The organism is Microbulbifer mangrovi (genome assembly GCF_002009015.1).
In the GTDB taxonomy this organism is placed as follows: domain Bacteria; phylum Pseudomonadota; class Gammaproteobacteria; order Pseudomonadales; family Cellvibrionaceae; genus Microbulbifer; species Microbulbifer mangrovi.
In genome coordinates, this window is record NZ_LZDE01000306.1 from 1 (window position 1) to 25,820 (window position 25,820).

The window sequence follows — 25,820 nt, forward strand, 5'->3', positions numbered from 1 at the left end:
AACCGAGCATCGGGTTTTCTTCGTGGGGTTCGAAGGCGCTGCCGCCAATCAGGCGCGCATATTCATTGGTCTTGAAATCGGAGGTTCGTACGACGATAGGGCGTGGATAGAAGGCGGCGGCGATGGTTCCGATTCCCTCGGATAGTTTCTCGATAAAATATGCAGCACCGCTGTCATAGTTCGCTGTCAGCTCTTCGACGGCGCTGCGTTCTTCCTCATCCTCTATTTTGTCTGGGCATGCCAGCGCCATCGGGTGGGCCTTGATGTGCTCGTTGACGATAAACTCCATCCGCGCCAGTCCTACCCCATCGCAGGGTAGGGCACTCAGCCGAAAAGCCTGCTCGGGACTAGCGAGATTGATCATCATTCTGGTTTCTGTCTGAGGCAATTGGTCTAGCTCAACGGTGTCGACCTCAAAGGGAATTTCACCCTGGTAAATTCTCCCCACATCCCCCTCGGCACAGCTGATGGTTACTTGCGCACCGTCACGTAGTTCGTGGTCGTCACCGATACCGACCACGGCTGGAATCCCGAACTCCCGTGCCACGATGGCAGCATGACAGGTGCGTCCGCCGCGCTCGGTGACCAGTGCCGATGCCCGGCGCATCGCGGGTCCCCAGTCGGGACTGGTACTCTGAGCGAACAGTATTTCGCCCTCCTGGAATGACGCCAGCTGAGTCGCATCGGTAACTCGTCGGAGCTTACCGGTACCGATACCGGTACCAATGGCGCGCCCGCTGGCAAGCTGGGTGTGGCGGTCGGGCTTCTTCGGGAAGTGATAGCGCTTTAGCTGGTTGCGTGGCTTTTGCGAGGCAACGGTCTCCGGGCGTGCCTGCAGGAGATAAAGCTGGCCGTCATCGCCATCTTTCGCCCACTCAAGGTCCATGGGGCAGGGAGCGCCACGTTTCTCGCTGTAATGTTTTTCCGCAGTAATCGCGTAGTGTGCAAGGGTGAGCACTTCGTGGTCGTTAAGGCTGAAGCGCTTGCGATTTGTTTGCGATGTATCAACGTTGTGTACCGCTTGGCTATTGAGGTCCTGGTCGCAGATCATGGTCTGCTGCTTGGCGCCCAGTTGCCTGCGCAGGACACAGCGGTAGCCTGCCTCGTAGGTGGGTTTATGTACATAAAATTCATCCGGATCTACGGTTCCCTGGACGATATTCTCTCCAAGGCCATAGGCGGAAGTGACAAAAACCACATCGCGGAAGCCGCTATCTGTATCCAGAGAAAACATAACGCCACTCGATGCCAGATCCGCCCGTGCCATTTTCATGACGGCGATCGCAAGTGACACCTTGAAATGGTCGTATCCGTTGCGCTCGCGGTAGCTGATGGCGCGGGCAGTGAAGAGGGACGCGAAGCAGCGCCTGCTCGCTTCGAGCAGGCCACCGCAGTCACCGATATTCAGGAAACTGTCGTGCTGGCCGGCGAAGCTTGCCTCAGGCAGGTCTTCGGCGGTGGCAGAGCTACGCACGGCAAGGCGCAGGTTATCGCCGTATTCCTCACGCAGTTTTGTGTAGGCGGCGCTGATTTCATCGCTAAGAGAGGCTGGTAGGCCTGCGTCGTACACGATTTCACGGGCCTTGGCCGCAATCTTGTCCTGTTCGTCATTGTCAGCCCCGGCAAGTCCTGCCAGCAGGTTGCGCAACGGCTTCCAGGCATTGGCATCGTCGAGTACCGCGCGATAGGCATCTGCATTAATTGCAAATCCGTTGGGTACCCGAATCCCGTGGGGCGAAAGCGCGCAATACATTTCCCCTAGGGAGGCCGTTTTGCCGCCAACCTCAGCGATATCATCGAGCCCAATATCCTGGAACCAGCGGATGTAGCGAAGCGCTTGCATAGTGAATCGACCGTCCGAATCTGTCTCTATTTTCAACGTGGATTGCTATGTTCATCTCTCATTCTGAACATAGCCGAGCTAAGCTGAATGCGCGTGCTGATTTCCCGCTTTTCTCGCTATCAGTGCTACGAAGTCATTGAGTCACCCAGATTCAAATAATACGCCCGGTCTCTGTACCTTTTTCTGAAAATGCCTATCTGTAACGTCAATAAGCCGCGCCTGTCGGGGGACCAGCTATGCCGTTTAAACATATCCTATTGCCACTCGACAGTTCTTCACTGGCCGAAGAGGCTGTCACGCATGCCATTACCCTGGCTCGCAGCAGCGGAGCCGACATCCACCTGTTACATGTACAAAAATCACCCTCACATTCTGATGAACACTGCACTGACCCGGTAGAGTGGCGCTTGCGCAGGGCAGAATTGCGCAAGTACCTCAAGGAGCTCTCAGACCAGATTGCCGAGCAGAATATTGAAGTGACCCTTTCTATTGTGGAAGGCCGTCCCGCGGAGCAGATTGTCGAATACTGTGAAGAACATGATATCGACCTGATCGTGATAACAGCATTCGGCAAGGGGGGTATCAGCCGCTTCGACTTCGGTAGCACCGCTCAGCAGGTACTCAGCGGTTCGGGGCGTTCGTTTATGGTGGTGCGCCCGGTGGGAACGCCAGTGGGAGAGGACGAGACCAATTATCAGCGGATCCTGATTTCCATGGATGGGTCACCCCGCTCAGAGTGGGTCGCATGTCAGATTGCCACACTGATGCGCGGGCAGAAGGTTGAGATTATCTTGTTGCAGGTAATCGCCATACCCGAAATGCCGCGTCGAATGCCGATCACCAGGGAAGAACATGCCACGCGGGAAAAGTTTGTCGAATGTAACCGTCGGGCCGCCGAGGCCTATCTGGAGGAAATCGCGCGGCAGCTGAGAAATGGCATCAAGGTTACGCCGCAGCTGCAAATTGCTCAGAATATCGCTGAACATATCTACGCGACAGCGGCCAGGGAAAATGTGGACCTGATCGCCATGAGCGCTCACGACTGGCAAAGCGGCGCCCAACAGGTCACGGGTACCGTCTGTCATACAGTTATGTGCCAAAGCGATCTACCCGTACTGGTGTTCCAGGATCTTCCTGAAGCCCAGCTTCAGGCATTGCGCACCGGCGCCAAAATTTGTGAAATCCGTCATCCAACACTTTCTAACGATAGCTCAGCACAACAATGAAATTGCGACGTGGAAATACCGATCGAATCGGTCGCGCGCGCAAGTTTTTTTCGCGCCGAGCCTCACCTTCCAAACCAACAAAATCACACGAGCCCTCGGCAAGTAACGGGGATAGTACGCATGAGCGCGCAGAAGAAATCTCGTTGCTTGCCAAGCGTCATCGGCACCTGATCGATGAGCGCGAGAAGTTCCCTCTTAAATCTTATCTGCGCTATCTCGAAAGGGACTTTCAGGCGGTTTACCGGCGCCTGGCCAAGCGTGTAGAGGCCGGTGAAAAGGGAACCCGCAGTGAGGAATGGCTGCTCGACAACCGTCATGTGGTCCAGGAAGCGCTTGAAGTGGTACGTGAGTCGGTACCACCGAAATACCTGAAGCAGTTACCGAAGATTGCAGGCGAAGACGGAAGTACCGAACTCCGCGTGTGGTCTCTGGCTACAGTGCTGATCGGGGAGGTCAAACAGCCGCTCGACCTGGAATCCGTCCACAATCTGGTGGATCTCTACCAGAACGAAACGATCCTGACTACAGGGGAACTGTGGGCGCTGCCGGCCGCGTTGCGCCTGAGCTTGCTGCAAAATCTGGCAAATTTCGCCGAAGAATCCCTGAGCACCATAGAGCGGAAGGAAGAACCAGAAAGTGTGGGTATCGCCAGTGCCATCATCAGCCTGCGAGAGTTGCGTACCTACGACTGGCGTCACTTTGTTGAATCCCTGAGCCGCGTTGAGCGGATTCTGGAGACGGATCCGGGAGGCGCCTATATCGATATGGACTTCGCAACCCGAGACCGGTATCGCGGAGTCATCGAACAGCTGGCACGGGGTAGCGACACTGCAGAGCATCGGATTGCGCAGCGTGTCGTTGAACTGTCTGATCAGGAGTCGGATGACAGCAGGCAGCGCCACATCGGCTACTACCTGGTCGACGCGGGGAGACCGATACTGGATGCCGCAGTACAGTTCAAGCCGGATTTCAGGCAGCGGGTACAGCAGAAAGTCCTGCACAATCCCGCCGCCATTTACTTTTCTACCCTGGCGATATTCTCCTTTCCAATACTGCTCGCGCTGGCTATTTACCTGTTTGTGAGTGGCACCAGCATTGGCTTGACGTTGCTGGTTTTGGCTATTGCTGCGGTTCCAGCAGTGGGAATCGCACTAACACTGGTGAACGGGTTGATTACCCATAGCCTGGATCCCCGCCGCTTGCCCAAAATGGACTTCAAACAGGGCATCCCCGATGAGTATCGGTGCGCAGTGGTGATGCCGGTACTATTTGCTGATACCGACGACATCGAGCGTATTCTCCAATGTCTTGAGATGAATTATCTCAATAACGACGACCATAAACTGGTCTATGTGATACTCAGTGACTTTGCCGATGCGAAAACCCAAGCCGCCGACAGTGACGAGACGTTGTTACGTTTTCTGCGGGATTCTGTCGAAAGCCTGAATCAACGTTACGGTGAGGAGAATGAGTGTGAACCCTTCCTGTTACTACACCGGGAACGGAACTGGAATGCGGCAGAAAAATGCTGGATGGGATGGGAGCGCAAGCGTGGCAAGTTGATTGAATTCAATCGCCTGTTGAAAGGGCACGAAGATCACAGCTTTACCTCCCGGATCGGCGATCTCGATCGACTTAAAGGTATCCACTTCGTGATCACGCTGGACGCCGATAGTCATATGCCACCGGCAACGGTAGCACGACTCGTGGCGACCATGGCGCACCCCCTGAACCGGGCTGTGATAGACAGCGACGGCCGTCGGGTAATCGCCGGTCACGGCTTTTTGCAGCCAAGACTCGAGATTGATCCGGCCGGCGCTGAAGAGACGGTATTCAGTGAAGTCTTTTCGGGTGACCGCACCGTGGATCTCTATACCCATGCGGTCTCTGATGCGTATCAGGATCTGTTCGGGGAGGGGATCTTCGCAGGTAAGGGCATCTACGATCCAAAGGTATTTTCCCAGACACTGGCAGGGCACCTGCCGGAAAACGCGATCCTGAGCCACGATTTGCTTGAAGGGGCGGTTGGTGGCGCAGGACTGATTTCTGATGCGGTTTTCTACGAACAGTATCCACCCAACCTCTTTGCACTGTTGCGGCGATCACACCGCTGGATCCGCGGGGATTGGCAGATTCTTCCGTGGCTATTCGAACGCGTGACATTGGACAGCGGTGAAAAGGTTGCGAACCCGTTGCCGGTCATTCAGCGCTGGAAGATTTTCGATAACCTGCGCCGCAGCCTCGAAGCACCCGCACTACTGGCGCTTTTTGTCTTGGCCTGGTGTGGCCAGCTGCCGGGTAGTCCCTGGGGATGGACCCTGGTACTACTGATCGTTTCTGCGATCCCGATCTGGTCGGAACTGTTGTCGATATTGTGGCAGAGCCTTGCAGATCCCCGGCGGGCGACATTGCGTTTGCGTGGTACTCCCGCGATATTGCGCCAGCGGGCAATGCACTGGCTTATGTCCCTGGCCATATTGCCGGTGCAGGCGCTCAATGCACTGGATGCAATCGTTCGTACCCTCTACAGGGTCGGTATTTCAAGGCGTCACCTGCTGCAGTGGACCTCAGCGGCACATGTAAATCGTTCCTTCAGTAAAGGACTTCTCGCGGGCCGCTGCTGGCGAGAATTATGGTTCGCCCCAGCGCTGGCGATTGGACTGATCATCTGGCTCGTCTCGTCTAGTCCCGGCAGCCTGTTGCCCGCTGCACCCTTCCTGATCGCGTGGCTGTTGTTACCACAGCTGATCCGCCGTATCGATCAGCCTCACAAATTCGAAACCCAGGACCTTGAGGATAGTGACCGGGGGGAATTGCGCTTGCTCGCGAGGCGCACCTGGTATTTTTTCGAGCACTTCATGGGTCCCGATGACCACTGGCTGCCGCCGGATAACTATCAGGAGGAGCCGGTGGCGGTATTGGCCAGACGCACTTCTCCCACCAATATCGGCCTGGGAATCTTGTCTATTCTCAGCGCATACGATTTTGGATATCTCGACCTGACGCAACTGCTCGCGCGTCTCAATAATACGTTTGACCGGATGCGGGGTCTGGAGCGTTACCGCGGCCACTTTCTGAACTGGTATGAGACCCGGGAACTGCATCCCCTGAATCCGCGTTATGTATCAACGGTGGATAGTGGCAATCTCGCAGGCAGTCTGTTAACGCTGGCAAGCGGCCTGGAAAAACTGGAAACAACGCCCCTCAGCGGGCGCCAGCTGGTTCTCGGTATCGCCGATACATTGGGCGTCGTGGGAGAGACGCTGCAGTCCACCAACCCGGATGCGATACCGACGGAAGTGCACGGTATCCTGGCGCAGATCACGCAATTGCGTGAAAGGCTCGAAGTCAGGGCGGACGAGGATATTTGGTGGGAGACCATCGATGACATCTATGAACGCGACGTGCCCGCACTACATGAACGGGTGCTGGCGCTCATCGAGCACGACGAGAGCTTCAGCGCGGAGTCCCTCGGACGCCTGCGCCACTGGCTTGATGAGCTACATCAGCACGCGGTAGCTGCCCGGCGCTATCAGGAAAACCTCGAACCCTGGCAGCGGCTGATGAAAACACCTCCTGTTGCGTGTCGCGAGCAGGGCACTCAGGCCGCGCAAAGCTTTTGCACGCTTGCGGAGATACTGGATGGGCCGATCACACTGAAGTCTCTCGAAGAGACATGTGTGCGCGCGGCAAAGCAACTGCAGGTGCTGAATGAGGACCTGGCCGCAGTCAGTGACGAACAGCGCAATAGCGGGGAAGGGTGGAGTGACAGACTGCGCACTGCACTGATGATCGCGCAGGATAACGCCGGTATTTACCGCAATGATCTGCAGCGATTGGCGGACCGCGCCCGCGAGTGGGTTCTGGAAATGGATTTTGCCTTCCTGTACGACAGGGAGAGACACCTTTTCCATATTGGGTACAACGTCAACGACGCATGCCTCGATGCCAATTACTACGATCTGCTGGCATCGGAATCACGACTTACCGGGTTTATCGCGGTCGCCAAAGGCGATGTGCCCGCCCGGCACTGGCAGCACCTGGAGCGTCCTTTCAGTCGTATCCATCGCCGTGTGGTGTTGATGTCCTGGAGTGCGACGCTGTTTGAATACCTGATGCCGCGGCTGATGATGGAGACTCCGGACCACAGCCTGATGGGACGTGCCTGTCGCAGCGCAATTGAAGTGCATCGCGAGTTTGCCGGTCGATTTGGCGTGCCCTGGGGCATAGCGGAATCGGGGTTCTACGAACTGGACAGCCACCTCCACTATCAATACCGGGCATTTGGTGTTCCGGGTATCGGATTCCGCCGCGATCTCGGCGATCGTCTGGTAATCGCCCCTTATGCATCGATGATGGCGTTACCTTTCTGTGCGGACAAGGTGATGGAAAACCTTCAGCAATTGCGTAGTCATGGTGGCTACGGCCAGTTTGGTCTGCACGAGGCGATCGATTTCGGTCGGACATCCAAGCCCGCACCGCGACGGGCGCGCACGGTCCGCTCATACATGAGCCACCATCAGGGCATGATCCTGTTGGCGATCAATAATTTTTTGCATGAAGATGTGATGCTTCAGCGTTTTCACAGTGACGTACGTATCGGCGGCCTCACGCCACTGCTACACGAGCGCCTGCCCGCAGCGCCGCCGGCACTCAAACCATGGAAGCGTCCCGGGGTGATACGCACCTTCCATGCAGAAGTCGTGCTGGATACCTGGACGGTCACACCGTCGCGCCCGTATCCACAGTACAACCTGCTGTCCAATGGTCATTACTCTCTGGTGGTTGCCGCAGACGGTGCCGGTGGTAGCTATTGGGACAATATCGCCCTGACACGCTGGCAGCCTGATCCCACTGCTCACCAGTGGGGACGCTTCTGCTATGTGCGCGATCTCGAAGACGATGTGCTGTTCTCTGTAGGACTGGCACCGTGCGGGGGGAATTCGAATCAGTGCACCGCCAACTTCTCGCCCCAAGGCGTCGAGTTACAGCGCCGTGAGGCCGAACTCTTCTGTCGATTACATATTGCCGTCAGTTCCCAGCACGACATCGAAGCGCGGCGGCTGGTAATCAAGAACGAGAGTAATCGCGAGCGCCGCTTACTGCTGTCGGACTTTGCTGAAGTGGTGTTGGCGCCGGAGCGCGATGACTTGCGTCATCCCGCATTTGCCAAGCTTTTCGTCGAGAGCCAGTATCTGCCCGAAGAGCAGGTGATGATTTACCGGCGTCGTCCACGCGGAAGTAACGAGAAACCCATATATATGGCCGAGTGCGTGTTGGTGCAGCCCGGTGTACGCCACCGCCTTGGTTGGGAGACCGATCGCAGCCGGTTCCTCGGTCGTGGAGGCTCGCCGGTACGACCGCGCGCGATGGCGGAAGGACTATCCGGCTTTAGTGGCACCACCGGTCCCGTGTTGGATCCGGTGATCGCAGCTGCACAGGAAGTTACTGTCCCGCCCCAATCGGAAATCGAGGTGGTATATCTCACCGGTGTGAGCAAGTCCCGTCAGGAGCTACTGGCCACACTGCGCGCTTATCGCTCCCGGCCCAAAGCCCGCTGGGTGTTCGATCTCGCGCGAATGCAATCCGAGCAGGAATTGCATAATCTGCATATCACTGCCGGTGCAATGCGTTGGATGATGGACCTGCTGTCGGTAGTGCTGGCGCCCCTCGGTGGCCTGCGCGCGCCATCCAGAGTGCTGGCGCAAAGCCATCATATACAGCCCGGACTGTGGAGCCGTGGAATTTCCGGTGACAACCCGATTCTGCTGGTACATATCGTCAATGAACAGGAAATTGACTTTGCGCAGCCGATTTTGCAGGCGCACACCTACTGGTGCGGCCGAGGAGTTGCCGTCGACCTGGTGATCATCGATGAGGAGTCTGCCGGCTACGAACAGCAGACTCGCGACCGCTTACAGGAAATGATCACGGACATTCGCGGTCGTACGCTGCGCAAACTGTCAGGATCTGTGGTGATGGTGCCGGGCCAGGAATTGCCCGGTGAGGAGCGCATGCGCCTGATGTCTGCCGCACGGGCAATCTTAAACTCTTCCGCGGGAACCGTTGCGCAACAGCTACAGGGTGGCATTACGCTACAGTCCCAGCAACAACCGCTACCGCCTTTTGTTCCAGTTCCCCATAGCGATAGCGCGGAGCTACCGACACCGGTGTTGAACCGCCCCGATGACCTGCTGTTTGACAATGGTATTGGTGGTTTCTCCGCCGATGGTCGGGAGTATGTGCTGCATCTGGATCCGGGGCAGCGTCCGCCGGCCCCCTGGGTGAATGTCATTGCCAATCCGACTTTCGGTTGCCTGGTATCCGAGGGCGGGTCCTGTTGCACATGGAGTGGCAACAGTGGCGAACACCGCCTGACCGCCTGGAATAACGATCCCGTGCGCGACCCGAGCGGAGAGGTGCTCTATCTGCGTGACGAGGAAACCGCGGAGGTCTGGACGCCGACCCCCGCACCGCGACCCGCAGATGCCGCCTATCAGGTGCGTCACGGTGCCGGATACAGTGAATTTCGTCATAACAGCCATGGCCTTGAACAGGCTCTCCGGTTTTACACCGACCGCGATGCACCGGTGAAAATCGCTCGCCTGACACTGACCAACTACCGGCCCAACCCGCGGCGCCTGACTGCCACATATTACGTTGAGTGGATTCAGGGACTGGTCAGGGCGGCGAGTTGGCCCTATCTGGTGAGTGAGTTCGACTCTGATCATTGTGCGTTGCTGGCTCGCAACGCCTTCGTTCCCGATGCGAATCCGGGAATCGCTTTCCTGACTGCGAGCCTGCCACCCCACGGATTGACGACAGATCGTCACGAATTCCTTGGTAATGCGGTGAGCCTGGAGGCGCCGGAAGCGCTGTTCCGAATCGGTTTGTCGGGTCGGGTACAGTGTGGCGGCGACCCTTGCGCCGCCTATCAGGTACATATTGATCTCGCGGCTGGTGAAACCCAGCATGTTTATTTCGTAATGGGTGAGGGGGAAGACCGGGAACAGGCACTTGCACTTGCCGGGGAATTCCGCAATCCGGAACGCGCCGAAACCGCGCGCGTGGACTTTGAGGCGTTTTGGGAAGAGTACCTTGGGCGGGTACAGATTCAGGTCCCGGACAAGGCGACGGAGCTGATGGTCAACCGCTGGTTGCCCTACCAGACACTGGCGTGTCGATTGTGGGGACGCAGCGGATTCTACCAGTCCAGCGGCGCGTTTGGATTCCGCGACCAGCTGCAGGACGTACAAGCGCTGTTATGGACCCATCCCGAATGGACCCGGGAACATATTTTGCGTGCGGCGTCCCGTCAGTTCCAGGATGGCGATGTGCTGCACTGGTGGCATGAAAACCCGTTGCGTGGTGTACGCACCCGCTGTTCTGACGATTTGCTATGGCTGCCATTCGTCACCGCCCAATATATCCGTACCACTGGGGACTATGACATCCTGCACGAACCGGTGTCGTATCTGTGCGGCGCACCGCTGCAGAAAGATGAACACGAGCGCTACGCAGAATTCGATACCAGCGATGAATCCGGATCGCTCTACGAGCATTGCTGCCGCGCGATTGAACGCGCCAGTGCCGTAGGTCCCCACGGGCTGCCGGTCATTGGCAACGGAGACTGGAATGACGGTTTCAGCCGCATAAGTACCACTGGCCGCGGAGAATCTGTGTGGATGGGTTGGTTCCTGCTGCGGGTGTGTCGCGACATGTCTCCCTTGTGCGAGTACATCGGCGATACCGCACTGGCAGAATATTATCGCGCGCTGGGCGAAAACTTCCGCAATCAGGTGGAGGAGAGTGGTTGGGACGGTGCCTGGTACCGACGAGCCTATTACGATGACGGCACCCCGGTGGGGTCGAGGGAAAGCGATGAGTGCAAGATAGACCTCATTGCGCAGGCCTGGTCGGTACTCTCCCAGGAGGAGCCCACTGAGCGTGCCCGCCAGGCTATGGCATCTGCCTATGAACATTTGGTACAGGAAGATGCGCGACAGGTGCTATTGCTGAAGCCGGCATTTGATAAAACCAAGAAGGATCCGGGGTATATCAAGGGCTATCCGCCGGGCATTCGCGAAAATGGCGGCCAGTATACCCATGCTGCAACCTGGTCTGTGTGGGCTGCGGCGGGGCTTGAGCACAGCGACCGCGGACACCATCTGTTCAGCCTGATTAATCCGATTACTCACACCGATACCCCGGAGGGCGTGCAGCGCTATCGCACCGAGCCCTATGTACTTGCCGGCGATGTATACGGAGTGCCGCCGCATGTAGGGCGGGGCGGGTGGACCTGGTATTCCGGTGCTTCTGGCTGGCTATATCGCGGCGCTATGGAGGTATTGTTGGGAGCGAAAATCCTCGACGGAGATCGTCTGGAAATAGCGCCGTGCCTGCCCAAATCCTGGGAAACATTTAAGCTGTCACTGTCTTATAAACGCAGCCGCTACGATATCGAAGTCCTGAACTGTGGGGGTTGTCCACGGGAAGTTTCCGAGATTTCCTTAAACGGTGAGCCGGTGGAGCAGACACATCTTCCACTGAATGATGACGGACGGCACCATACAGTACGCTGGACATTCAAACCGGAAGGGAAGACCCCTGTGGAATGATGCGGACTATGGGGATCGAGTAGTTTACATTGCACTAAACAATCGTTCTGTATCCGATTTCTGGCAAAGCTCGGTTCCCTCGGTCATTACGGCGGCCGCGCCGGCGGCTACGCCAAACCTGGTCGCTTCGGATAGCGTCTCGCCCTCGCACAGTGCGGAAACTAACCCGCCGACCACCGCGTCACCGGCACCAACCTTGCTTCGTAAACGCACGGATGGAGCGGAAATCCGCTCCATCCGGTCTGCGCTAGCGAGCATAACTCCTGCACGACCCTGGGAAAGAATCACGACTTCCGCACCACCTTGATCAATGATTTCCCGGGCTGCGTGTTCAATAGCGGCATCATCAGGGAGCGTTCGACCAACCAGCTCTTCCATCTCGCGTACATTGGGCTTGATCAGGTAGACACCTACCTCGAGTGCTTGGTGCAGCGCTGCTTTTTTGGTGTCCACGATTAACCGAGCACCGTCTGGTACCGCTTTCAGAAGATCGCTGAACCAATCTACTGGTGCCCCCTCTGGCAGGCTTCCACTAAAAACCACATACTGAACGGAAGGCGGGATCTCGCGAATTCTCTGTAGCCACTGCTGCCGCTCTTCGTCCTGAAGCAGGGGGCCAGGCATGCCAAACCGGAACAGATTACCGCTAGATTCCTCCCGAACAATCAGATTTTCTCGTGTAGCTCCATTAATTCCTATCGGTTGGTGTTGCACTCCTTCTGCATCAAGGAACTGGCCCAGCCGTTGGCCATTTTCGCCGCCACAGCTCCAATAGGCACATACTTTTGATCCCAGTCGGCTGGCGACTCTGGCGACATTGATGCCTCCACCGCCGGGGTAGTCATGCACATTAGAGCAGGCGAGTTTACATTCCGGAAGAATCTGTTCGACGGAGACTGTCCTGTCTATACAGGGATTGAGGGTGACGGTCACAATGGTCATCGGCTGTCTTTACCGTTGGATCCGCGCTGGGAAAACTGCGCTGGCCGGTTATCTGGGACCTAGAGCATTCTGGTTAGCATGTCGACGCAGCGTTGTGAGAACGCCCATTCATTGTCATACCAGGCTAATACCTTGAGGAATTTATCACCCACCATATAGGTATCTTTGGTGGTGATGATGGCGCTGTACGGCTTGCCGACAATATCGCTCGATACCAGCTCGCGGTCATCTACTGCGAGAATGTCCTTAAGCGGACCCTCGGCCCAATGCCGAAATGTATTGTTGACTTCATCTACGTTGGTTCCCTTTGTCAACGTACAGGTCAGGTCCAGCAAGGAGCCACACTTGATCGGTGCTCGCACTGCGCAACCGTGCAGTTTGCCTGACAACGACGGCATGATCAGGCCGATGGTCGTCGCTGCCCCGGTTGTTGTCGGCACCAGATTTGCCGCCGCGGCGCGGCCGCGCCGGAGCTTGCTGTTGTGTCCGTCAACCAGGTTTTGCGTAGAGGTATACGCATGGATTGTATTGATCATTCCATGGTCAATACCGAATTCGTCGATCAACACCTTGGCCACTGGCGCGAGACAATTCGTCGTACAGCTCGCCGAGGAGATGATGTTGTGGCGATGGCGGTCATAGCGGTGGTCATTGATGCCAACTACAAAATGACCATCGATCATACTCTGGGCCGGCGCAGTGATAAGTACTTTCTTAGCGCCCGCCGTGATGTGTTTCGCCGCACCGGTTCTGGTGCGAAACATGCCAGTTGCCTCCACTACGATGTCGACACCTTTTTCTCCCCATGGGAGCTTGCTGGGGTCCCGCTCGCGGCTGACGGAAATTGTCTGACCATCAATCGACAAAACACCGTCTTCGCCGTGCACCTTCATGCCGCGGGTGTGGTAGGTCGTATCTAGCTCCAGCAGATAGGCGAGTTCTTCGACAGTGGCCAGATCGTTTACGTGCACAACCTCCAGCCCACCGTGGTGGGATTCAAGCGCGATGCGAAGAACTTGACGACCGATCCGGCCCAATCCATTTATGCCGATTCTCATGGTTTGCTTCCTTATAACCGCTTGAATTACGGCAACTGAAATGCAATGGAAGAAGTGAATTCCCTGTTCAGGTTGCGGTCAGATCGCGGGTATAGATCACCTGTGTACTATCGTGCGGGTCTGCGCGGCACTGCCAGCCCATATGTATCGCGACTTCGCGTAATTTGTTATTGGACGCCGAGTCCGTCGAATACAGGTGCTCAATACCGCGAGCACGTGCAGATTCAATCAGGCGGTCAAGCAGCAGGGTACCGAGACCCTGCATCTGCCAATCATCGGCAATCACTACGGCGCACTCTGCTGCCGTGCCTGTGCTATCCAGGGCGTACCGGGAGACGCCTATTTCTTTGACTTCGTCGGCATCATCAATCACCGCGAGAAACGCCTCGCGCTTGTCGTGGTCAATATCTGTCAGCGCTTCCAGCAACTTCTGGGTAGGCGCGCCAACGCCGCCGAGAAATCGTTGATGTCGGGATTCAGGCGAGAGGTTCGTGATAAAAGCCCGTTCCAACTCCAGGTCGCTGCGCTCCATGGGACGGATAGTCACCGTCTGGCCGTTGCGTAATTTTTCTGTCACGGCTCTCGATAGCGCCTTGTGGGATTGCTCACTCGACATTGTCACCTGTCTCCTCTCAAGCCGGCCCGCGGGTTTCTACAATCACTGTCAATAATAGTGCTGTCTATGCGCTTCGAGCCAACCAGACAGATTCATTTACGCGCAATATTTAATTCATCCGGGGCACCCAGACGATGCAAGAGTTCGTGCTGCAGGCTGAGCACCTGGAAGTGCTCATTCAGGTAGTTCGCAGTGAAGGCTTCCAGCTCATGGGGCCGGTAGTGCGGAATGGCGCCATCACCTACGACGAGATAAGCACCGCTAGTGATCTTCCGAGGGGATGGGGCGACGAGCAGGAAAAGGGATACTACCGGGTAAGCCGCAATGACTCCGGTGCCTATTTTGCCTATGCAGTGGGAGTCGGATCGTGGAAGCAGTTTTTGCAGTTACCCCGCCGCAAGGTCTGGGAGGCGCACAAAAAAGATGACGCCATGGATATCCTCGAGGTCCTGGACGAGGTTCCGGCGCGCGCTTTTCTCGGTGTACGCAGCTGTGATCTTCATGCGATTGCCATTCAGGACCGCGTGTTCGCAGAGGGGCAATACCGCAACGAAAATTATGCCCGCCGGCGCCAAAACATTCTGCTGATCGCGGTGAACTGCACAACACCGGCGGCAACCTGTTTCTGCACAGTCATGAATACTGGCCCCAAGGTCACCACGCCCACCGACCTGACAATGACAGAAGTGATTGATCATAAAGAACACTACTTTGTGATCAGGAGCGAATCACAACGTGGCCGTGAAATACTGAAACAATTACCTCTATCGTCGCTAGAGGAGCGACATAGCCTTGCCGAGGAGCAAGCGCTGCAAGCTGCCGTGCAAAAGATGCAAGAGGGGCCGCGGAAATTCGATAGTGCCGGGGTAAAGGAACTGCTGTACCGCAATTACGATAGCCCGGTGTGGGATCAGGTTGCAGAACGGTGTCTGTCCTGTGCCAATTGCACCATGGCGTGTCCTACCTGCTTCTGTTCCACAGTGGAAGACACCACGGACCTGACTGGCGAACACGCGGAGCGGTGGGAGCGCTGGGACTCGTGCTTTACCGGTGACTTCAGTTACATCAGTGGTGGCTCGGTACGCGCGTCCACCCGTTCTCGCTATCGCCAGTGGATGACACACAAGCTCGCCACCTGGCACGATCAATTTGACACCTCGGGTTGCGTGGGCTGTGGCCGCTGTATTACCTGGTGTCCGGTTGGCATTGATCTCACAGAAGAAGTGCAACGCATTCAGCAATTGGATAAAACATTATGAAAACGCTACCTGACCTTTTGCACGAGCATGCCTTCTTTAAAGATATGGATGAGGATCATCTCGCGTTTATCGCGCGCTGTGGTGAAAATTGCATCTTCAATGCTGGTGATCACCTGGCGCGGGAAAATGCACCGGCAAATGACTTCTACGTGATTCGCGATGGCAGGGTTGCTGTGGAATCTTATGTGCCGAATCATGGTTCGATCTGTCTTCAGACCCTGCAAAGCGGGGATATCTTTGGTTGGTCCTGGTTGTTCCCTCCCTATCTCTGGACCTTCGACGGTCGAGCATTGGACGAGGTGCATGCAGTCCGCCTGGATGGCAAGTGCTTACGTGAAAAGTGCGATGCTGACCCGAAGCTGGGTTACGCACTGATGAAGCGTTTTGCTCGCATTGTGACGGACAGGTTACATACCACCCGTGTTCAGTTGATGGATGTCTACGACCAACAGAAGACATCGCTGGATAGCGGAAAATGATACCCGCGATATTCCGGGTCGAAGAACGCAACGAGGAATTCGCCGGAACCGTGACTCTGCGGATTCGCGGGGAAGCCCGTGAGGTACCTACAGAATTTAACCCGGGCCAGTTCAATATGCTGTACGCCTTTGGTACCGGGGAAATACCAATCTCAATGAGTGGTTCACCCGCTGACGGCAATGGCTACATACATACAATTCGCAGCCACGGGTTTGTCAGCCGTGCGCTGGCCGATCTGAGAGTAGGGGACGCGGTCGGCGTGCGGGGCCCATTCGGTCGCGGTTGGCCACTGGATCAGGCCGCCGGCAAGGAAGTACTGGTCATTGCCGGTGGATTGGGGATGGCGCCTCTGCGTTCCCTGATTTACCGCTTACTCAGTGGAACCCCCGAAGTTTCTCGGCTACGTGTATTGTATGGCGCTCGTCGCCCACAGGAAATGCTGTTCCTTACCGAGTTAGAATACTGGTCGCGTAGGATGGAATTGATACTCAGCGTAGATCATGCGGAAGGAGAGTGGCCCGGTCACATCGGTGTCATAACCGGCCCGCTGGACAAGGCGGAGATTGATCCCGACAACACCATCGCTTTCCTGTGTGGTCCTGAAGTCATGATGCGCTTTTGTATTCAGGTACTGACTGCGAAAGCGCTACCAGAGTCGGCAATCTTTCTGTCAATGGAGCGCAACATGAAGTGCGCCACCGGTCACTGCGGTCACTGCCAGTGGGGGCCGAACTTCATCTGCAAGAATGGTCCCGTGTTCTGCTATGAAGGTATTCGTCGATGGTTCGACATCCGGGCGCTATAGGAAGCAGGCCGGGCAAACTCAAGCTTGCCGTATGGAAGTTTGCGTCCTGTGACGGTTGCCAATTGAGCCTGCTCGATTGTGAAGACGAGTTGCTACAGCTGGCAGACAACATCGACATAGCGTATTTCATGGAGGCTTCGAGTCACGCCGAGCCCGGCCCCTACGATCTTTCGCTGGTAGAAGGCTCAATAACCACGTCAGCGGACGCGGAGCGGATCCGCGAAGTCCGCAAGCAATCCCGCGTAATGGTCGCTATCGGAGCCTGTGCCACCGCAGGTGGCATCCAGGCGCTGCGCAATTTTTCCGATGTTGAGGAATTTATCAGCGCGGTTTACGCGCACCCCGAGTATATCGCCACCCTTAAGACATCAACCCCGGCCAGCGCCCATGTGACGGTAGATTTCGAGTTACAGGGATGTCCAATCAACAAAAGGCAACTGCTGGAAGTGATCAGTGCCTTCCTGCACCGACGCGCGCCACAGGTACCTGCGCATTCCGTATGTATCGAATGCAAGCTGCGGGGCAATGTATGCGTGTGGGTTGCCCACGGCACACCCTGTATGGGCCCCGTAACGCAAGCCGGCTGTGGAGCCATTTGTCCGAGTTATCACCGCGGCTGCTACGGCTGCTACGGGCCGAAAGAAAACAGCAATACCACTTCCCTGTGTCACTGGTGGGAACAGGAACTGGGTGTGGAAAAGGTCACCGTGGTCGAGAACCTGCGCAACTTCAATGCTGCAGCGCCAGTTTTCGATGCCGCCAGTCGCGAGTGGGAATCCCGGGATGAGCAAGAGTAAAACCATCAAGGTCGACTATCTCGCCCGGGTAGAGGGGGAGGGTGCACTCTATATTCGCTATGACGACAGAGGCGTTCAGGAGGTACAGCTCAAAATATTTGAGCCACCGCGGTTCTTCGAGGGTTTTATGCGTGGTCGCGACTACCGGGAGGCACCAGATATTACCGCGCGGATCTGTGGGATTTGTCCCGTCGCCTACCAGATGAGTGCGGTACACGCGATGGAGGATGCTCTCGGGCTTAGTCCTACCCCGGAACTACACGCACTGCGGCGGCTTATCTACTGCGGGGAGTGGATTGAGAGCCATGCGTTGCACATATTCATGTTGCATGCACCGGACTTCCTCGGATATCCCAGCGGCGTGGCCATGGCCAAGGATCATCCCGAAATCATGCGACAGGGGCTGCAGATAAAAAAAGCGGGCAACGAGATAGTCCGGGTGCTTGGAGGACGGGAGGTGCATCCAATCAATGTCCGTGTGGGCGGTTTCTACCGCTCGCCAGAGTCATCCGAGCTAAAGGAACTACGGGAGAACCTGCTGCCAGCACGAGACCTGGCCATAGAGGCCGTGCGCTGGGCCGCCTCGCTGTCCTTCCCGAACTTTGAACGCGCACCGGATGAAAGGTACGAATTCGTATCGCTATCGGATCGCCAAGAATACCCGATGAATCGCGGGCGGATAGTGTCTAACTTCGGGCTGGATATCAGTGCATCGGACTACGACAACCACTTCCGCGAAACGCACATTGAATACAGCAATGCTCTGCACAGCGAACGGGTCGGCCGCGGGGCCTATTTCGTAGGGCCTATGGCCCGGTATAACCTGAATTACGCGCAGCTCTCACCGTTAGTAAAGCAAATTGCAAAAGAGGAGGGCTTCCCGGATTTTTGTACCAATCCGTTCGAGAGTATCGTGGTACGCGCCCTGGAAGTGCTCTATGCGTTCGATGAGGCGCTGCGGATCATCGACAATTATCAGCAACCGCAGTCCCCGTATCTCGATACCACACCGCGACCTTCCACCGGCTATGCCGTCACGGAAGCGCCGCGAGGCCTGCTCTTCCACCGCTATGGTCTCGACGCATCCGGGAAGATAAACGATGCAAAAATCGTCGCTCCCACCTCGCAAAACCAGAAAACCATAGAAGAAGACCTGCGCCTGTTACTGCCCCAGTACATGCATCTGGCAGAGGGCGACCTTCAGGCTCGCTGCGAACAGGCCATCCGCAACTACGATCCTTGTATCTCCTGTTCTACCCACTTCCTAAAACTGCACCTGGAACCAGCGAGGCCAGCATCATGAGCGACTGGGCCATTATCGGCGTAGGGAATCGATTTCGAGGAGATGACGCTGTAGGGCCTTACGTCGTTCATCGGCTGCGTAGCCAGCTGACGCCATCGATCCCCTGCATAGAGAACAACGGTGATATGACCAACCTGATTGAGGACTGGAAAGATCGGCGTGTGTGTCTGGTCGACGCGGTTCAGGCCGCTGCCTATCCGGCCGGTGAAGTGGTGCGTCTCGATGGTCTGCAGCAGGATATTCCCGCGAGTCTCTGCCGTACCTCCAGTCACGGCCTGAACATCGGCGAAGCGCTGGAATTGGCGAAGACATTGGAGGCAATGCCGACCCATCTGGATATCTATGCAATTTGTGGACGGGATTTTTCATTCAGCGTAGGCCTGTCGGCGCAGGTGCAGGCAGCGGCACAGCAAGTGATGCGCGAAATTCTCGAAAAAATACAACTACAGACAGGAGGTCTGTAATGCACGAACAGTCACTTATCAGGAACCTGGTGAATACGATTCAAGGACTCGCAGCGGAAGAGAATGCCAGGGTGTTGGCGGCCAAACTCCGGCTGGGCGCGCTCGCACATATATCGGCTGATCATCTACGTGAACACTTTCAGCAGGAAACAGACGGCACAACCCTGCAAGGCTTGCGGCTGGATATTGAGGAGCAGTCGGATATCCATCATCCCGAAGCCCAGGACATCATTCTGGAAAGTCTCGAGTTTCAGGCAGACGATGACCAAAGGAATCCGTGAACGGCTCCGATTAGAGCTTACCGGTATCGTGCAGGGAGTCGGGTTCCGGCCTTATATCTATCGCCTGGCAGAGCGATATAACCTGTGCGGATGGGTGGCCAATCATACCGCGGGCGTATGCGTGGAAGTGGAGGGAAGCAAGCCCCGATTGCGCAGGTTTGTACAGAGCCTATCGCGAGAGCTGCCACCCCACGCAGAAATCCATTCACTGACCACCGAACAGATAGCGCTGCAGGGCGATACGGGGTTCAACATCCGGCAGAGTGACACCCGCGCCGCTCCCGCAGCAGCGCTTATACTGCCGGACCTGGCGCCCTGTGATACATGCCTGCGGGAGCTGTTCGATAGGGAAAACCGCCGGTTCCGCTATCCCTTCCTGAACTGTACCCATTGCGGCCCGCGCTTCAGTATTGTCGAACGCCTGCCGTACGACCGGGCAAATACCGCGATGCAACGCTTCCCGCTTTGCAAAGACTGTCGCGCCGAGTACACAGATCCCGCAAACCGGCGCTTTCATGCCGAACCCAATGCCTGTGCCCAGTGTGGACCGCAGCTGACCTATTGCGCCGCGGATGGAACGCCGCTTGCTGGTGGTGATGACGCGCTTTGGCAAGCGGTCCATGCAATCCGAGCCGGAAATATCGTCGCCATCAAGAATGTTGGAGGGTTCCAGTTAATTGCCGATGCCGCCCGTAGTGCTGTTGTCGCACTGCTGCGGCAGAGGAAGCAACGTCCGCACAAGCCGTTTGCCTTACTGTACCCGGACATAAAAACCATACACAGGGACTGCTACGTTTCCGTGCAGGAAGAGGAGCAGCTCCTTGCCCCGGAGCGACCGATCCTTCTGTTAAATGCGCGGTCAGCAGCAAGCGACAAACTGTGCGCACAGGTTGCGCCGGACAACCCCAACCTCGGCGTGATGTTGCCGAGCTCACCATTACATCACCTGCTTATGCGCGATCTATCGCGACCGTTGATTGCAACCAGTGGCAACTTGGCCGGCGAGCCAATTTGCATCGATAACCAAGATGCATTGCAGAGACTGGCCCCGGTTGCGGATGGGTTTCTGGTGCACAATCGCGGGATACTGCGCCCACTCGACGATTCCATTGTGCGTGTGATGGACGGCCAACCCGTGATATTGCGTCGCGCAAGAGGGTACGCACCTCGTCCGCTTGGGTTGCCCGACAGGCCGTCGCAGGCGGGCCCGATACTGGCCGCGGGCGCAGACCTGAAAAACACGGTTGCGGTTGCCCGCGGCAATACCGTATTTGCCAGCCCACATATCGGCGATCTTGAGAGCCGTATCGCCATGGCACACTTTGCACGCACCGTTGGTGACCTTACGCGATTGTACGCCGACAAGCGTGCCGATTTAGGCGAGCCCCGCGTGACCTGTGATCTGCACCCGGGCTTTCTCTCGACCCGTTGGTGCCAGGGCCGCGACAGTCACCTGCTGCAGGTACAGCACCACGTGGCCCACTTTTTCTCCTGCCTCGCGGAACACGCGGCCCCTGGGCCGGCACTGGGTATCTGTTGGGATGGAACCGGGTTCGGCGAGGACGGGGCGCTGCGCGGCAGCGAATTTCTATACTGGGGCGGCCGAGACAAGGTGCGGCGAGTAGCATGTCTGCGTGATTTTCCGCTACCCGGTGGCGAGCAGGCGATACGTGATCCACGTCGTACTCTCGCTGGGCTGTTATTTGAACATCTCGGCCCAAATACACTGAGTTCTGCTGGCCGCTACGGCGCGCTACTGCGGGAAAAATTCAGCGCGCAAGACCTGGCAAATCTCGAACGGATACTGGCTCGCAAACTCAATACCCCCATTTGTTCCAGTGTCGGGCGGCTGTTCGACGCGGTATCCGTACTGCTCGGCCTTGCGGCAACCACCACGTTCGAAGGCCAGGCGGCAATGGCACTGGAGTTTGCGGCACAGGGATCAGAACACAGCACCAGCTACCCGTTTGAACTGAATCAGGAGGGCGCTGTGTGGAAGCTTGACTGGGGACCGATGCTTGAAGCCCTGATGAAGGACCAGGCAACGGGGGCGACAATCCCCTACATGGCCATCGCGGTCCACAACACACTTGCCCAGATGGCGCTCTCGGTAGCGATCCGCTTTGCAGAGAAAAAAGTCTTCCTGTCCGGCGGTGCCTTCCAGAACAAGCGATTGCTCGAAACAACCACGCAGCTGTTACGCAAGGCCGGGTTTCGGGTGCACAGCCATAGCAAGGTTCCCCCGAATGACGGCGGTATCGCGGTGGGACAGATTTACTACGCCCGTTGTATCGGCACTAATACAGGCCCATCCATGGAAAATGGAAAAGCCGAGCGTGAAGCCCAGTAATGGACAAGTTACCAGAGGAGGGTAGTCACTCGTGTGTCTTGGAATTCCCGGTCTTGTAGAAGAAATACTGAATAGTGAACCCATGGAACGCAGTGCCCGGGTTCGGTTCGGCGGTATCAGTAAGGAAATCAATATCGCCTTTTTGCCGGCAGTTGCAGTTGGTGACTACGTTATCGTGCATGTGGGGTTTGCGATAAGTGTCATTAATGAAAACGAAGCAAAGCGGGTATTTCGCTATCTACAGGAAATCGGCGATCTGGAAGATCTCGAGTGAAATCACCAGGGGAAAATCCGATGAAATATCTGAATGAATATCGCGGGCGAGAGAGCATACAAAAGATTGTTGCCGAGTTGCACCGCACCACCACACGGACCTGGACTTTGATGGAAGTCTGTGGCGGACAAACACATGCGATTGCCAAATATGGATTGCAGCAGTTACTTCCGCCACAGATAGAACTGCTGCACGGCCCCGGCTGTCCGGTGTGTGTGACCTCTCTCGAGATTATCGATCACGCAATTGCCATTGCCTCACGGCCTGATGTGATCTTCTGCTCCTTCGGCGATATGCTGCGGGTTCCTGGAACAAACCGCGATCTGCTGGCGGTAAAGGCCGCGGGTGGGGATGTGCGTACGGTCTACTCACCGATGAATGCACTGGAGCTCGCACGGGCACACCCGGATCGCCAGGTCGTATTTTTTGCAATCGGCTTTGAGACTACGGCGCCGGCGAATGCCATGGCGGTGTACCAAGCCCAACGGCAAGGCGTAACCAATTTTTCCCTGCTGGTATCCCAGTTCCTCGTCCCCCCAGCCATAGACACCATCTGCGCCGATGCGGACTCGCGGGTTCAGGGGTTTCTTGCTGCCGGGCATGTCTGTGCAATTACCGGCTTTGAAGAATACCTGCCTCTCGCGAACAAAATCCGGCGTCCCATCGTGGTTACCGGGTTTGAACCCCTGGACATTCTCGAAGGTCTCCTGATGTGTGTGCGGCAGCTAGAGCAGGGCAAGTATGAAGTACAGAACCAGTATGCACGCGCGGTTTCCAGCGAAGGTAATATCCCTGCGCGGGACATGTTGCAGCAGGTATTTGAAATATCTACCCAGAACTGGCGCGGGGTGGGGGAGATCAACAGTAGCGGATTGCGGTTGCGCCAGCAGTTCGCGGCCTTTGATGCCGGCCAGCGATTCCCGATGGATTTCCAGAGTCGGGAGGACACCAGTGGCTGTATCAGTGGGCGGATCATGCAAGGCCTGAGCAAACCCGATGACTGTCCGCACTTCGGTAACAGGTGCCGTCCGCAAAGCCCTCTGGGCGCGCCGATGGTATCTACCGAAGGTCCCTGCGCGGCCTATTATCGATACGGCACTCGCCCACATCATCACCAGGAGCCCCGCCATGAACATTGAGTGTCCGCTTCCGCTGGATCAATTGGCCACTGAATCCGAAGAAGTGGTTCGGCTGGGCCATGGCAGCGGCGGGGAACTTACCCAGCATTTACTGCGGGATTTTATTTTTCCCTATATCGACAATCATTGGATTCAACAGGGGCATGACAGCGCAAGCTTACCGGTAGACAAGGGGAGCCTGGTCTTTACCACCGACTCTTTCGTAGTGTCTCCGCTGTTCTTCCCCGGTGGCGATATTGGAAAGCTTGCCGTCTATGGCACGGTCAACGATCTGGCCATGAGTGGCGCCCGTCCGAAGTACCTGAGTTGCGGTTTGATCCTGGAAGAGGGGCTTCCTATCCGGACCCTTGCGCGCATCATGTATTCCATGGGCACTGCCGCTGCAGAAGTCGGGGTACAGCTGGTGACTGGAGATACAAAAGTCGTGGAGAAGGGCAAGGGCGACGGGGTTTATATCAACACTTCCGGAATCGGCGTGCTCGGGGCGACTCGGGAAATCTCTCCGCAGCAAATCGCTGCTTCCGATGTGATAATTCTCTCCGGCGATATTGGCCGGCACGGGATGGCGGTCATGGCTCAGCGTGAAGGCCTTGAGTTTGAAAGCCCGCTGCTCAGCGACTGTGCGTCACTGTGCGATCCGGTCGCGGCGCTGTTGGCGGCCGGAGTCGAGGTCCATTGTTTGCGGGATCTCACACGGGGTGGGCTTGCTACCGCGCTGGTGGAACTGGCGGAGACTTCAGGTATGGGCATACAGGTCGAGGAAGATTGTATTCCGGTCAGTGAACCAGTGCTGGGCGCCTGTGAACTGCTCGGGCTCGATCCCATGTATGTCGCCAACGAAGGCCGCTTCATCCTGTTTGTGCCGGCGCAACAGCAACAGCAAGCGCTTAACATCCTGGCAGCGATTCCGGTCTCCACAGGCAGCCGCGTCATTGGTCGGGTCCGTAGCCTGACCAGTGCGGATGTCACCCTGCGGAATCCATTAGGCTGTGAACGGCTACTGTACCGTCTACCCGGTGAGCAGTTGCCCAGAATCTGCTAGCTCTCCACACCGCGGCTCTGATCCAGGCCTCTGAGAAGTGGCCCACAGTTTGCATCAAATTCAAGTCGGGCCGGAGTCTGTTACTTTTGGCTACGCCGCCGACATGATTTCCTCCCAAGAGCGTGACTGTCCGGTCCCGCGGGAGCGATGGAAACTGCAGGGAAGCTCGTCTGGATTTATGAGGTGTTTATGCGGGGTGAATTCCTGCAACAGCTGTTGCCCAGTTTTTACAGATCTGCCGAACAGCCCGGCAACTGGTGTCACGCGCTGGATATGATTCGCGATGAGATGCAACTGGGCAGTGTCGTGGTACAGATGCTGCGACGGGATGGCGATCGCCTGACCCAGGAGTGGGTCGCGCGTGATTCAATCTCCACGACGCACGCCGAATCTCACGATTGCCTGGTCAACAACGATGAAAACCCCCGTCTTGACCTGAGTGACGTGCAACCGCCAGTGGCCGACAGCACCGTCATTCGCGACGAATGTCAGAAGACGGCGGACAGCCCGCGTTTCAAAGCACTCCGGGAACGTATGCAGCTACTGGGATTGGGGCGGCCAGCTATCCTCGGCGTTCGCTACGGGGAGGATCGCAATCTGTGCATGATTCTTCACCGGCGCTATGACGATGCCCGAGAATTCAGCGAGGGCCAGGAAAGATTCCTGCATTTACTGACCCCCCACCTCAAACAGACGGTTTCCCTCCAGGATAAAATCGGCCAGCTGCAGGAGCAGAGCCAATTCCTGAGTCATTCCCTGGACCAGTTCAATACCGGTGTGCTGGTCCTCGATGGCGCTGGAGAGTTGCGCTGGGCCAATACCCTTGCCCGCCAGGTGCTTGGGCGGAGTCAACATGTATCCCAGACCGGAAGCCGGTTGCGCTGCAGTTCCCGCGAAGACCAACAACTGCTTGATGAACTGATAGAGCACGCGAGAAAGGAGTCCGGCGGGCGATTTGTGGGAAAGATCGGGCCCGAATGGAATGCTCCGCTACAGTTATTGGCTGTGCCGATCCGGAGACCCATTACTGGCACGTCCCAGGGGATCGTGGTCTACATTTCTGAAAGCGGAGTCAAAAGCGACCTTTCGGCGCTTGAAGTCGTGCGCTTGTTCGGGCTGACGCCCGCCGAGGCCAGGCTCGCGGTTGCGCTCTACGAAGGGAGCGCAGTGAACGAGTACGCAGCGAAGCAGGGAATTTCCTCGGGCACCGCGCGGATACAGTTGAAAAGTATCTTCTCCAAACTCGGTGTCCATCGTCAGCCCGAACTGGTGCGGCTGCTGGGCGCCTCGATTTCCGCGAAGACCCTGCACAGCATTAACTGA

At 56.8% G+C, this 25,820-nt stretch carries 18 protein-coding genes; 14 read left to right on the forward strand and 4 right to left on the reverse strand.

Features of this window, described 5'->3' with window-relative positions; all coding sequences use genetic code 11:
- Positions 1 to 1,843 (reverse strand): phosphoenolpyruvate synthase (gene ppsA / locus B4U49_RS09530; protein WP_078084366.1); only part of this gene is annotated, 1,843 nt, incomplete at its 3' end.
- A gap of 236 nt (positions 1,844 to 2,079) precedes the next feature.
- On the opposite strand from ppsA, the gene B4U49_RS09535 reads away from it, so the two are divergent.
- Positions 2,080 to 3,069: a universal stress protein gene (locus B4U49_RS09535; RefSeq protein WP_078084367.1), complete on the forward strand. Its 990-nt coding sequence runs from the start codon at positions 2,080 to 2,082 to the stop codon at positions 3,067 to 3,069.
- A gap of 143 nt (positions 3,070 to 3,212) precedes the next feature.
- The gene (locus B4U49_RS09540) at positions 3,213 to 11,687 is read left to right on the forward strand and encodes a GH36-type glycosyl hydrolase domain-containing protein (RefSeq protein WP_158078591.1); all 8,475 of its coding nucleotides are present in this window, start codon (positions 3,213 to 3,215) and stop codon (positions 11,685 to 11,687) included.
- 24 nt (positions 11,688 to 11,711) lie between these two features.
- Here B4U49_RS09540 and B4U49_RS09545 read toward each other — a convergent pair whose 3' ends face one another.
- From B4U49_RS09545 to B4U49_RS09555, 3 genes are all read right to left on the reverse strand, one after another.
- Positions 11,712 to 12,629, reverse strand: coding sequence for a 1-phosphofructokinase family hexose kinase (locus B4U49_RS09545; RefSeq protein ID WP_078084369.1), 918 nt, complete (start codon positions 12,627 to 12,629; stop codon positions 11,712 to 11,714).
- Between the two features lie 59 nt (positions 12,630 to 12,688).
- On the reverse strand, positions 12,689 to 13,687 hold the full coding sequence (gap, locus tag B4U49_RS09550; protein WP_078084370.1) for a type I glyceraldehyde-3-phosphate dehydrogenase: 999 nt from the start codon (positions 13,685 to 13,687) through the stop codon (positions 12,689 to 12,691).
- A gap of 67 nt (positions 13,688 to 13,754) precedes the next feature.
- Complete coding sequence (locus B4U49_RS09555; protein WP_078084371.1) at positions 13,755 to 14,303, reverse strand: GNAT family N-acetyltransferase; 549 nt, start codon at positions 14,301 to 14,303, stop codon at positions 13,755 to 13,757.
- A 134-nt stretch (positions 14,304 to 14,437) separates the two neighbouring features.
- On the opposite strand from B4U49_RS09555, the gene B4U49_RS09560 reads away from it, so the two are divergent.
- The 12 genes from B4U49_RS09560 to B4U49_RS09615 all read left to right on the forward strand — a co-directional run bounded on the left by B4U49_RS09560 (position 14,438) and on the right by B4U49_RS09615 (position 25,820).
- A complete protein-coding gene (locus B4U49_RS09560) occupies positions 14,438 to 15,562 on the forward strand; it encodes a 4Fe-4S dicluster domain-containing protein (protein WP_078084372.1) in 1,125 nt (374 codons plus the stop codon).
- Positions 15,559 to 16,041, forward strand: coding sequence for a cyclic nucleotide-binding domain-containing protein (locus B4U49_RS09565; RefSeq protein ID WP_078084373.1), 483 nt, complete (start codon positions 15,559 to 15,561; stop codon positions 16,039 to 16,041). Before B4U49_RS09560 ends, B4U49_RS09565 begins: the two co-directional genes overlap by 4 nt.
- Complete coding sequence (locus B4U49_RS09570) at positions 16,038 to 16,847, forward strand: FAD/NAD(P)-binding protein (protein ID WP_078084374.1); 810 nt, start codon at positions 16,038 to 16,040, stop codon at positions 16,845 to 16,847. The genes B4U49_RS09565 and B4U49_RS09570 overlap by 4 nt, the downstream gene beginning before the upstream one ends.
- Entirely contained in the window at positions 16,823 to 17,644 is an 822-nt protein-coding gene (locus B4U49_RS09575) for an NADH-quinone oxidoreductase subunit B family protein (protein WP_078084375.1), read from the forward strand. Before B4U49_RS09570 ends, B4U49_RS09575 begins: the two co-directional genes overlap by 25 nt.
- Positions 17,631 to 18,947: a Ni/Fe hydrogenase subunit alpha gene (locus B4U49_RS09580; RefSeq protein ID WP_078084376.1), complete on the forward strand. Its 1,317-nt coding sequence runs from the start codon at positions 17,631 to 17,633 to the stop codon at positions 18,945 to 18,947. Before B4U49_RS09575 ends, B4U49_RS09580 begins: the two co-directional genes overlap by 14 nt.
- Positions 18,944 to 19,411: a hydrogenase maturation protease gene (locus tag B4U49_RS09585; protein ID WP_078084377.1), complete on the forward strand. Its 468-nt coding sequence runs from the start codon at positions 18,944 to 18,946 to the stop codon at positions 19,409 to 19,411. The genes B4U49_RS09580 and B4U49_RS09585 overlap by 4 nt, the downstream gene beginning before the upstream one ends.
- Positions 19,411 to 19,692: a hydrogenase/urease maturation nickel metallochaperone HypA gene (locus B4U49_RS09590; RefSeq protein ID WP_078084378.1), complete on the forward strand. Its 282-nt coding sequence runs from the start codon at positions 19,411 to 19,413 to the stop codon at positions 19,690 to 19,692. Before B4U49_RS09585 ends, B4U49_RS09590 begins: the two co-directional genes overlap by 1 nt.
- Positions 19,673 to 22,042 carry a carbamoyltransferase HypF gene (hypF, locus tag B4U49_RS09595; RefSeq protein WP_078084379.1) on the forward strand — a complete coding sequence of 790 codons (2,370 nt, stop codon included), beginning with the start codon at positions 19,673 to 19,675 and terminating at the stop codon, positions 22,040 to 22,042. Before B4U49_RS09590 ends, hypF begins: the two co-directional genes overlap by 20 nt.
- 31 nt (positions 22,043 to 22,073) lie before the next feature.
- Positions 22,074 to 22,316 (forward strand): HypC/HybG/HupF family hydrogenase formation chaperone, encoded by a 243-nt coding sequence (locus B4U49_RS09600; RefSeq protein WP_078084380.1) that lies wholly within the window; start codon positions 22,074 to 22,076, stop codon positions 22,314 to 22,316.
- 20 nt (positions 22,317 to 22,336) lie between these two features.
- Entirely contained in the window at positions 22,337 to 23,455 is a 1,119-nt protein-coding gene (hypD, locus tag B4U49_RS09605) for a hydrogenase formation protein HypD (RefSeq protein WP_078084381.1), read from the forward strand.
- On the forward strand, positions 23,445 to 24,497 hold the full coding sequence (hypE, locus tag B4U49_RS09610) for a hydrogenase expression/formation protein HypE (RefSeq protein WP_078084382.1): 1,053 nt from the start codon (positions 23,445 to 23,447) through the stop codon (positions 24,495 to 24,497). Before hypD ends, hypE begins: the two co-directional genes overlap by 11 nt.
- A 189-nt stretch (positions 24,498 to 24,686) precedes the next feature.
- Positions 24,687 to 25,820: a LuxR C-terminal-related transcriptional regulator gene (locus B4U49_RS09615; protein ID WP_158078592.1), complete on the forward strand. Its 1,134-nt coding sequence runs from the start codon at positions 24,687 to 24,689 to the stop codon at positions 25,818 to 25,820.

Bases quoted from the DNA above. Each gene is read 5' to 3' on its own strand.
- hypD (WP_078084381.1), top strand. From the start codon at position 22,337: ATGAAATATCTGAATGAATATCGCGGGCGAGAGAGCATACAAAAGATT.
- B4U49_RS09545 (WP_078084369.1), bottom strand. From the start codon at position 12,629: ATGACCATTGTGACCGTCACCCTCAATCCCTGTATAGACAGGACAGTC.
- B4U49_RS09570 (WP_078084374.1), top strand. From the start codon at position 16,038: ATGATACCCGCGATATTCCGGGTCGAAGAACGCAACGAGGAATTCGCC.
- B4U49_RS09615 (WP_158078592.1), top strand. From the start codon at position 24,687: ATGCGGGGTGAATTCCTGCAACAGCTGTTGCCCAGTTTTTACAGATCT.
- B4U49_RS09585 (WP_078084377.1), top strand. From the start codon at position 18,944: ATGAGCGACTGGGCCATTATCGGCGTAGGGAATCGATTTCGAGGAGAT.
- hypF (WP_078084379.1), top strand. From the start codon at position 19,673: ATGACCAAAGGAATCCGTGAACGGCTCCGATTAGAGCTTACCGGTATC.
- B4U49_RS09590 (WP_078084378.1), top strand. From the start codon at position 19,411: ATGCACGAACAGTCACTTATCAGGAACCTGGTGAATACGATTCAAGGA.
- B4U49_RS09565 (WP_078084373.1), top strand. From the start codon at position 15,559: ATGAAAACGCTACCTGACCTTTTGCACGAGCATGCCTTCTTTAAAGAT.
- B4U49_RS09560 (WP_078084372.1), top strand. From the start codon at position 14,438: ATGCAAGAGTTCGTGCTGCAGGCTGAGCACCTGGAAGTGCTCATTCAG.
- B4U49_RS09580 (WP_078084376.1), top strand. From the start codon at position 17,631: ATGAGCAAGAGTAAAACCATCAAGGTCGACTATCTCGCCCGGGTAGAG.
- B4U49_RS09535 (WP_078084367.1), top strand. From the start codon at position 2,080: ATGCCGTTTAAACATATCCTATTGCCACTCGACAGTTCTTCACTGGCC.
- B4U49_RS09555 (WP_078084371.1), bottom strand. From the start codon at position 14,303: ATGTCGAGTGAGCAATCCCACAAGGCGCTATCGAGAGCCGTGACAGAA.
- gap (WP_078084370.1), bottom strand. From the start codon at position 13,687: ATGAGAATCGGCATAAATGGATTGGGCCGGATCGGTCGTCAAGTTCTT.
- B4U49_RS09575 (WP_078084375.1), top strand. From the start codon at position 16,823: ATGGTTCGACATCCGGGCGCTATAGGAAGCAGGCCGGGCAAACTCAAG.
- hypE (WP_078084382.1), top strand. From the start codon at position 23,445: ATGAACATTGAGTGTCCGCTTCCGCTGGATCAATTGGCCACTGAATCC.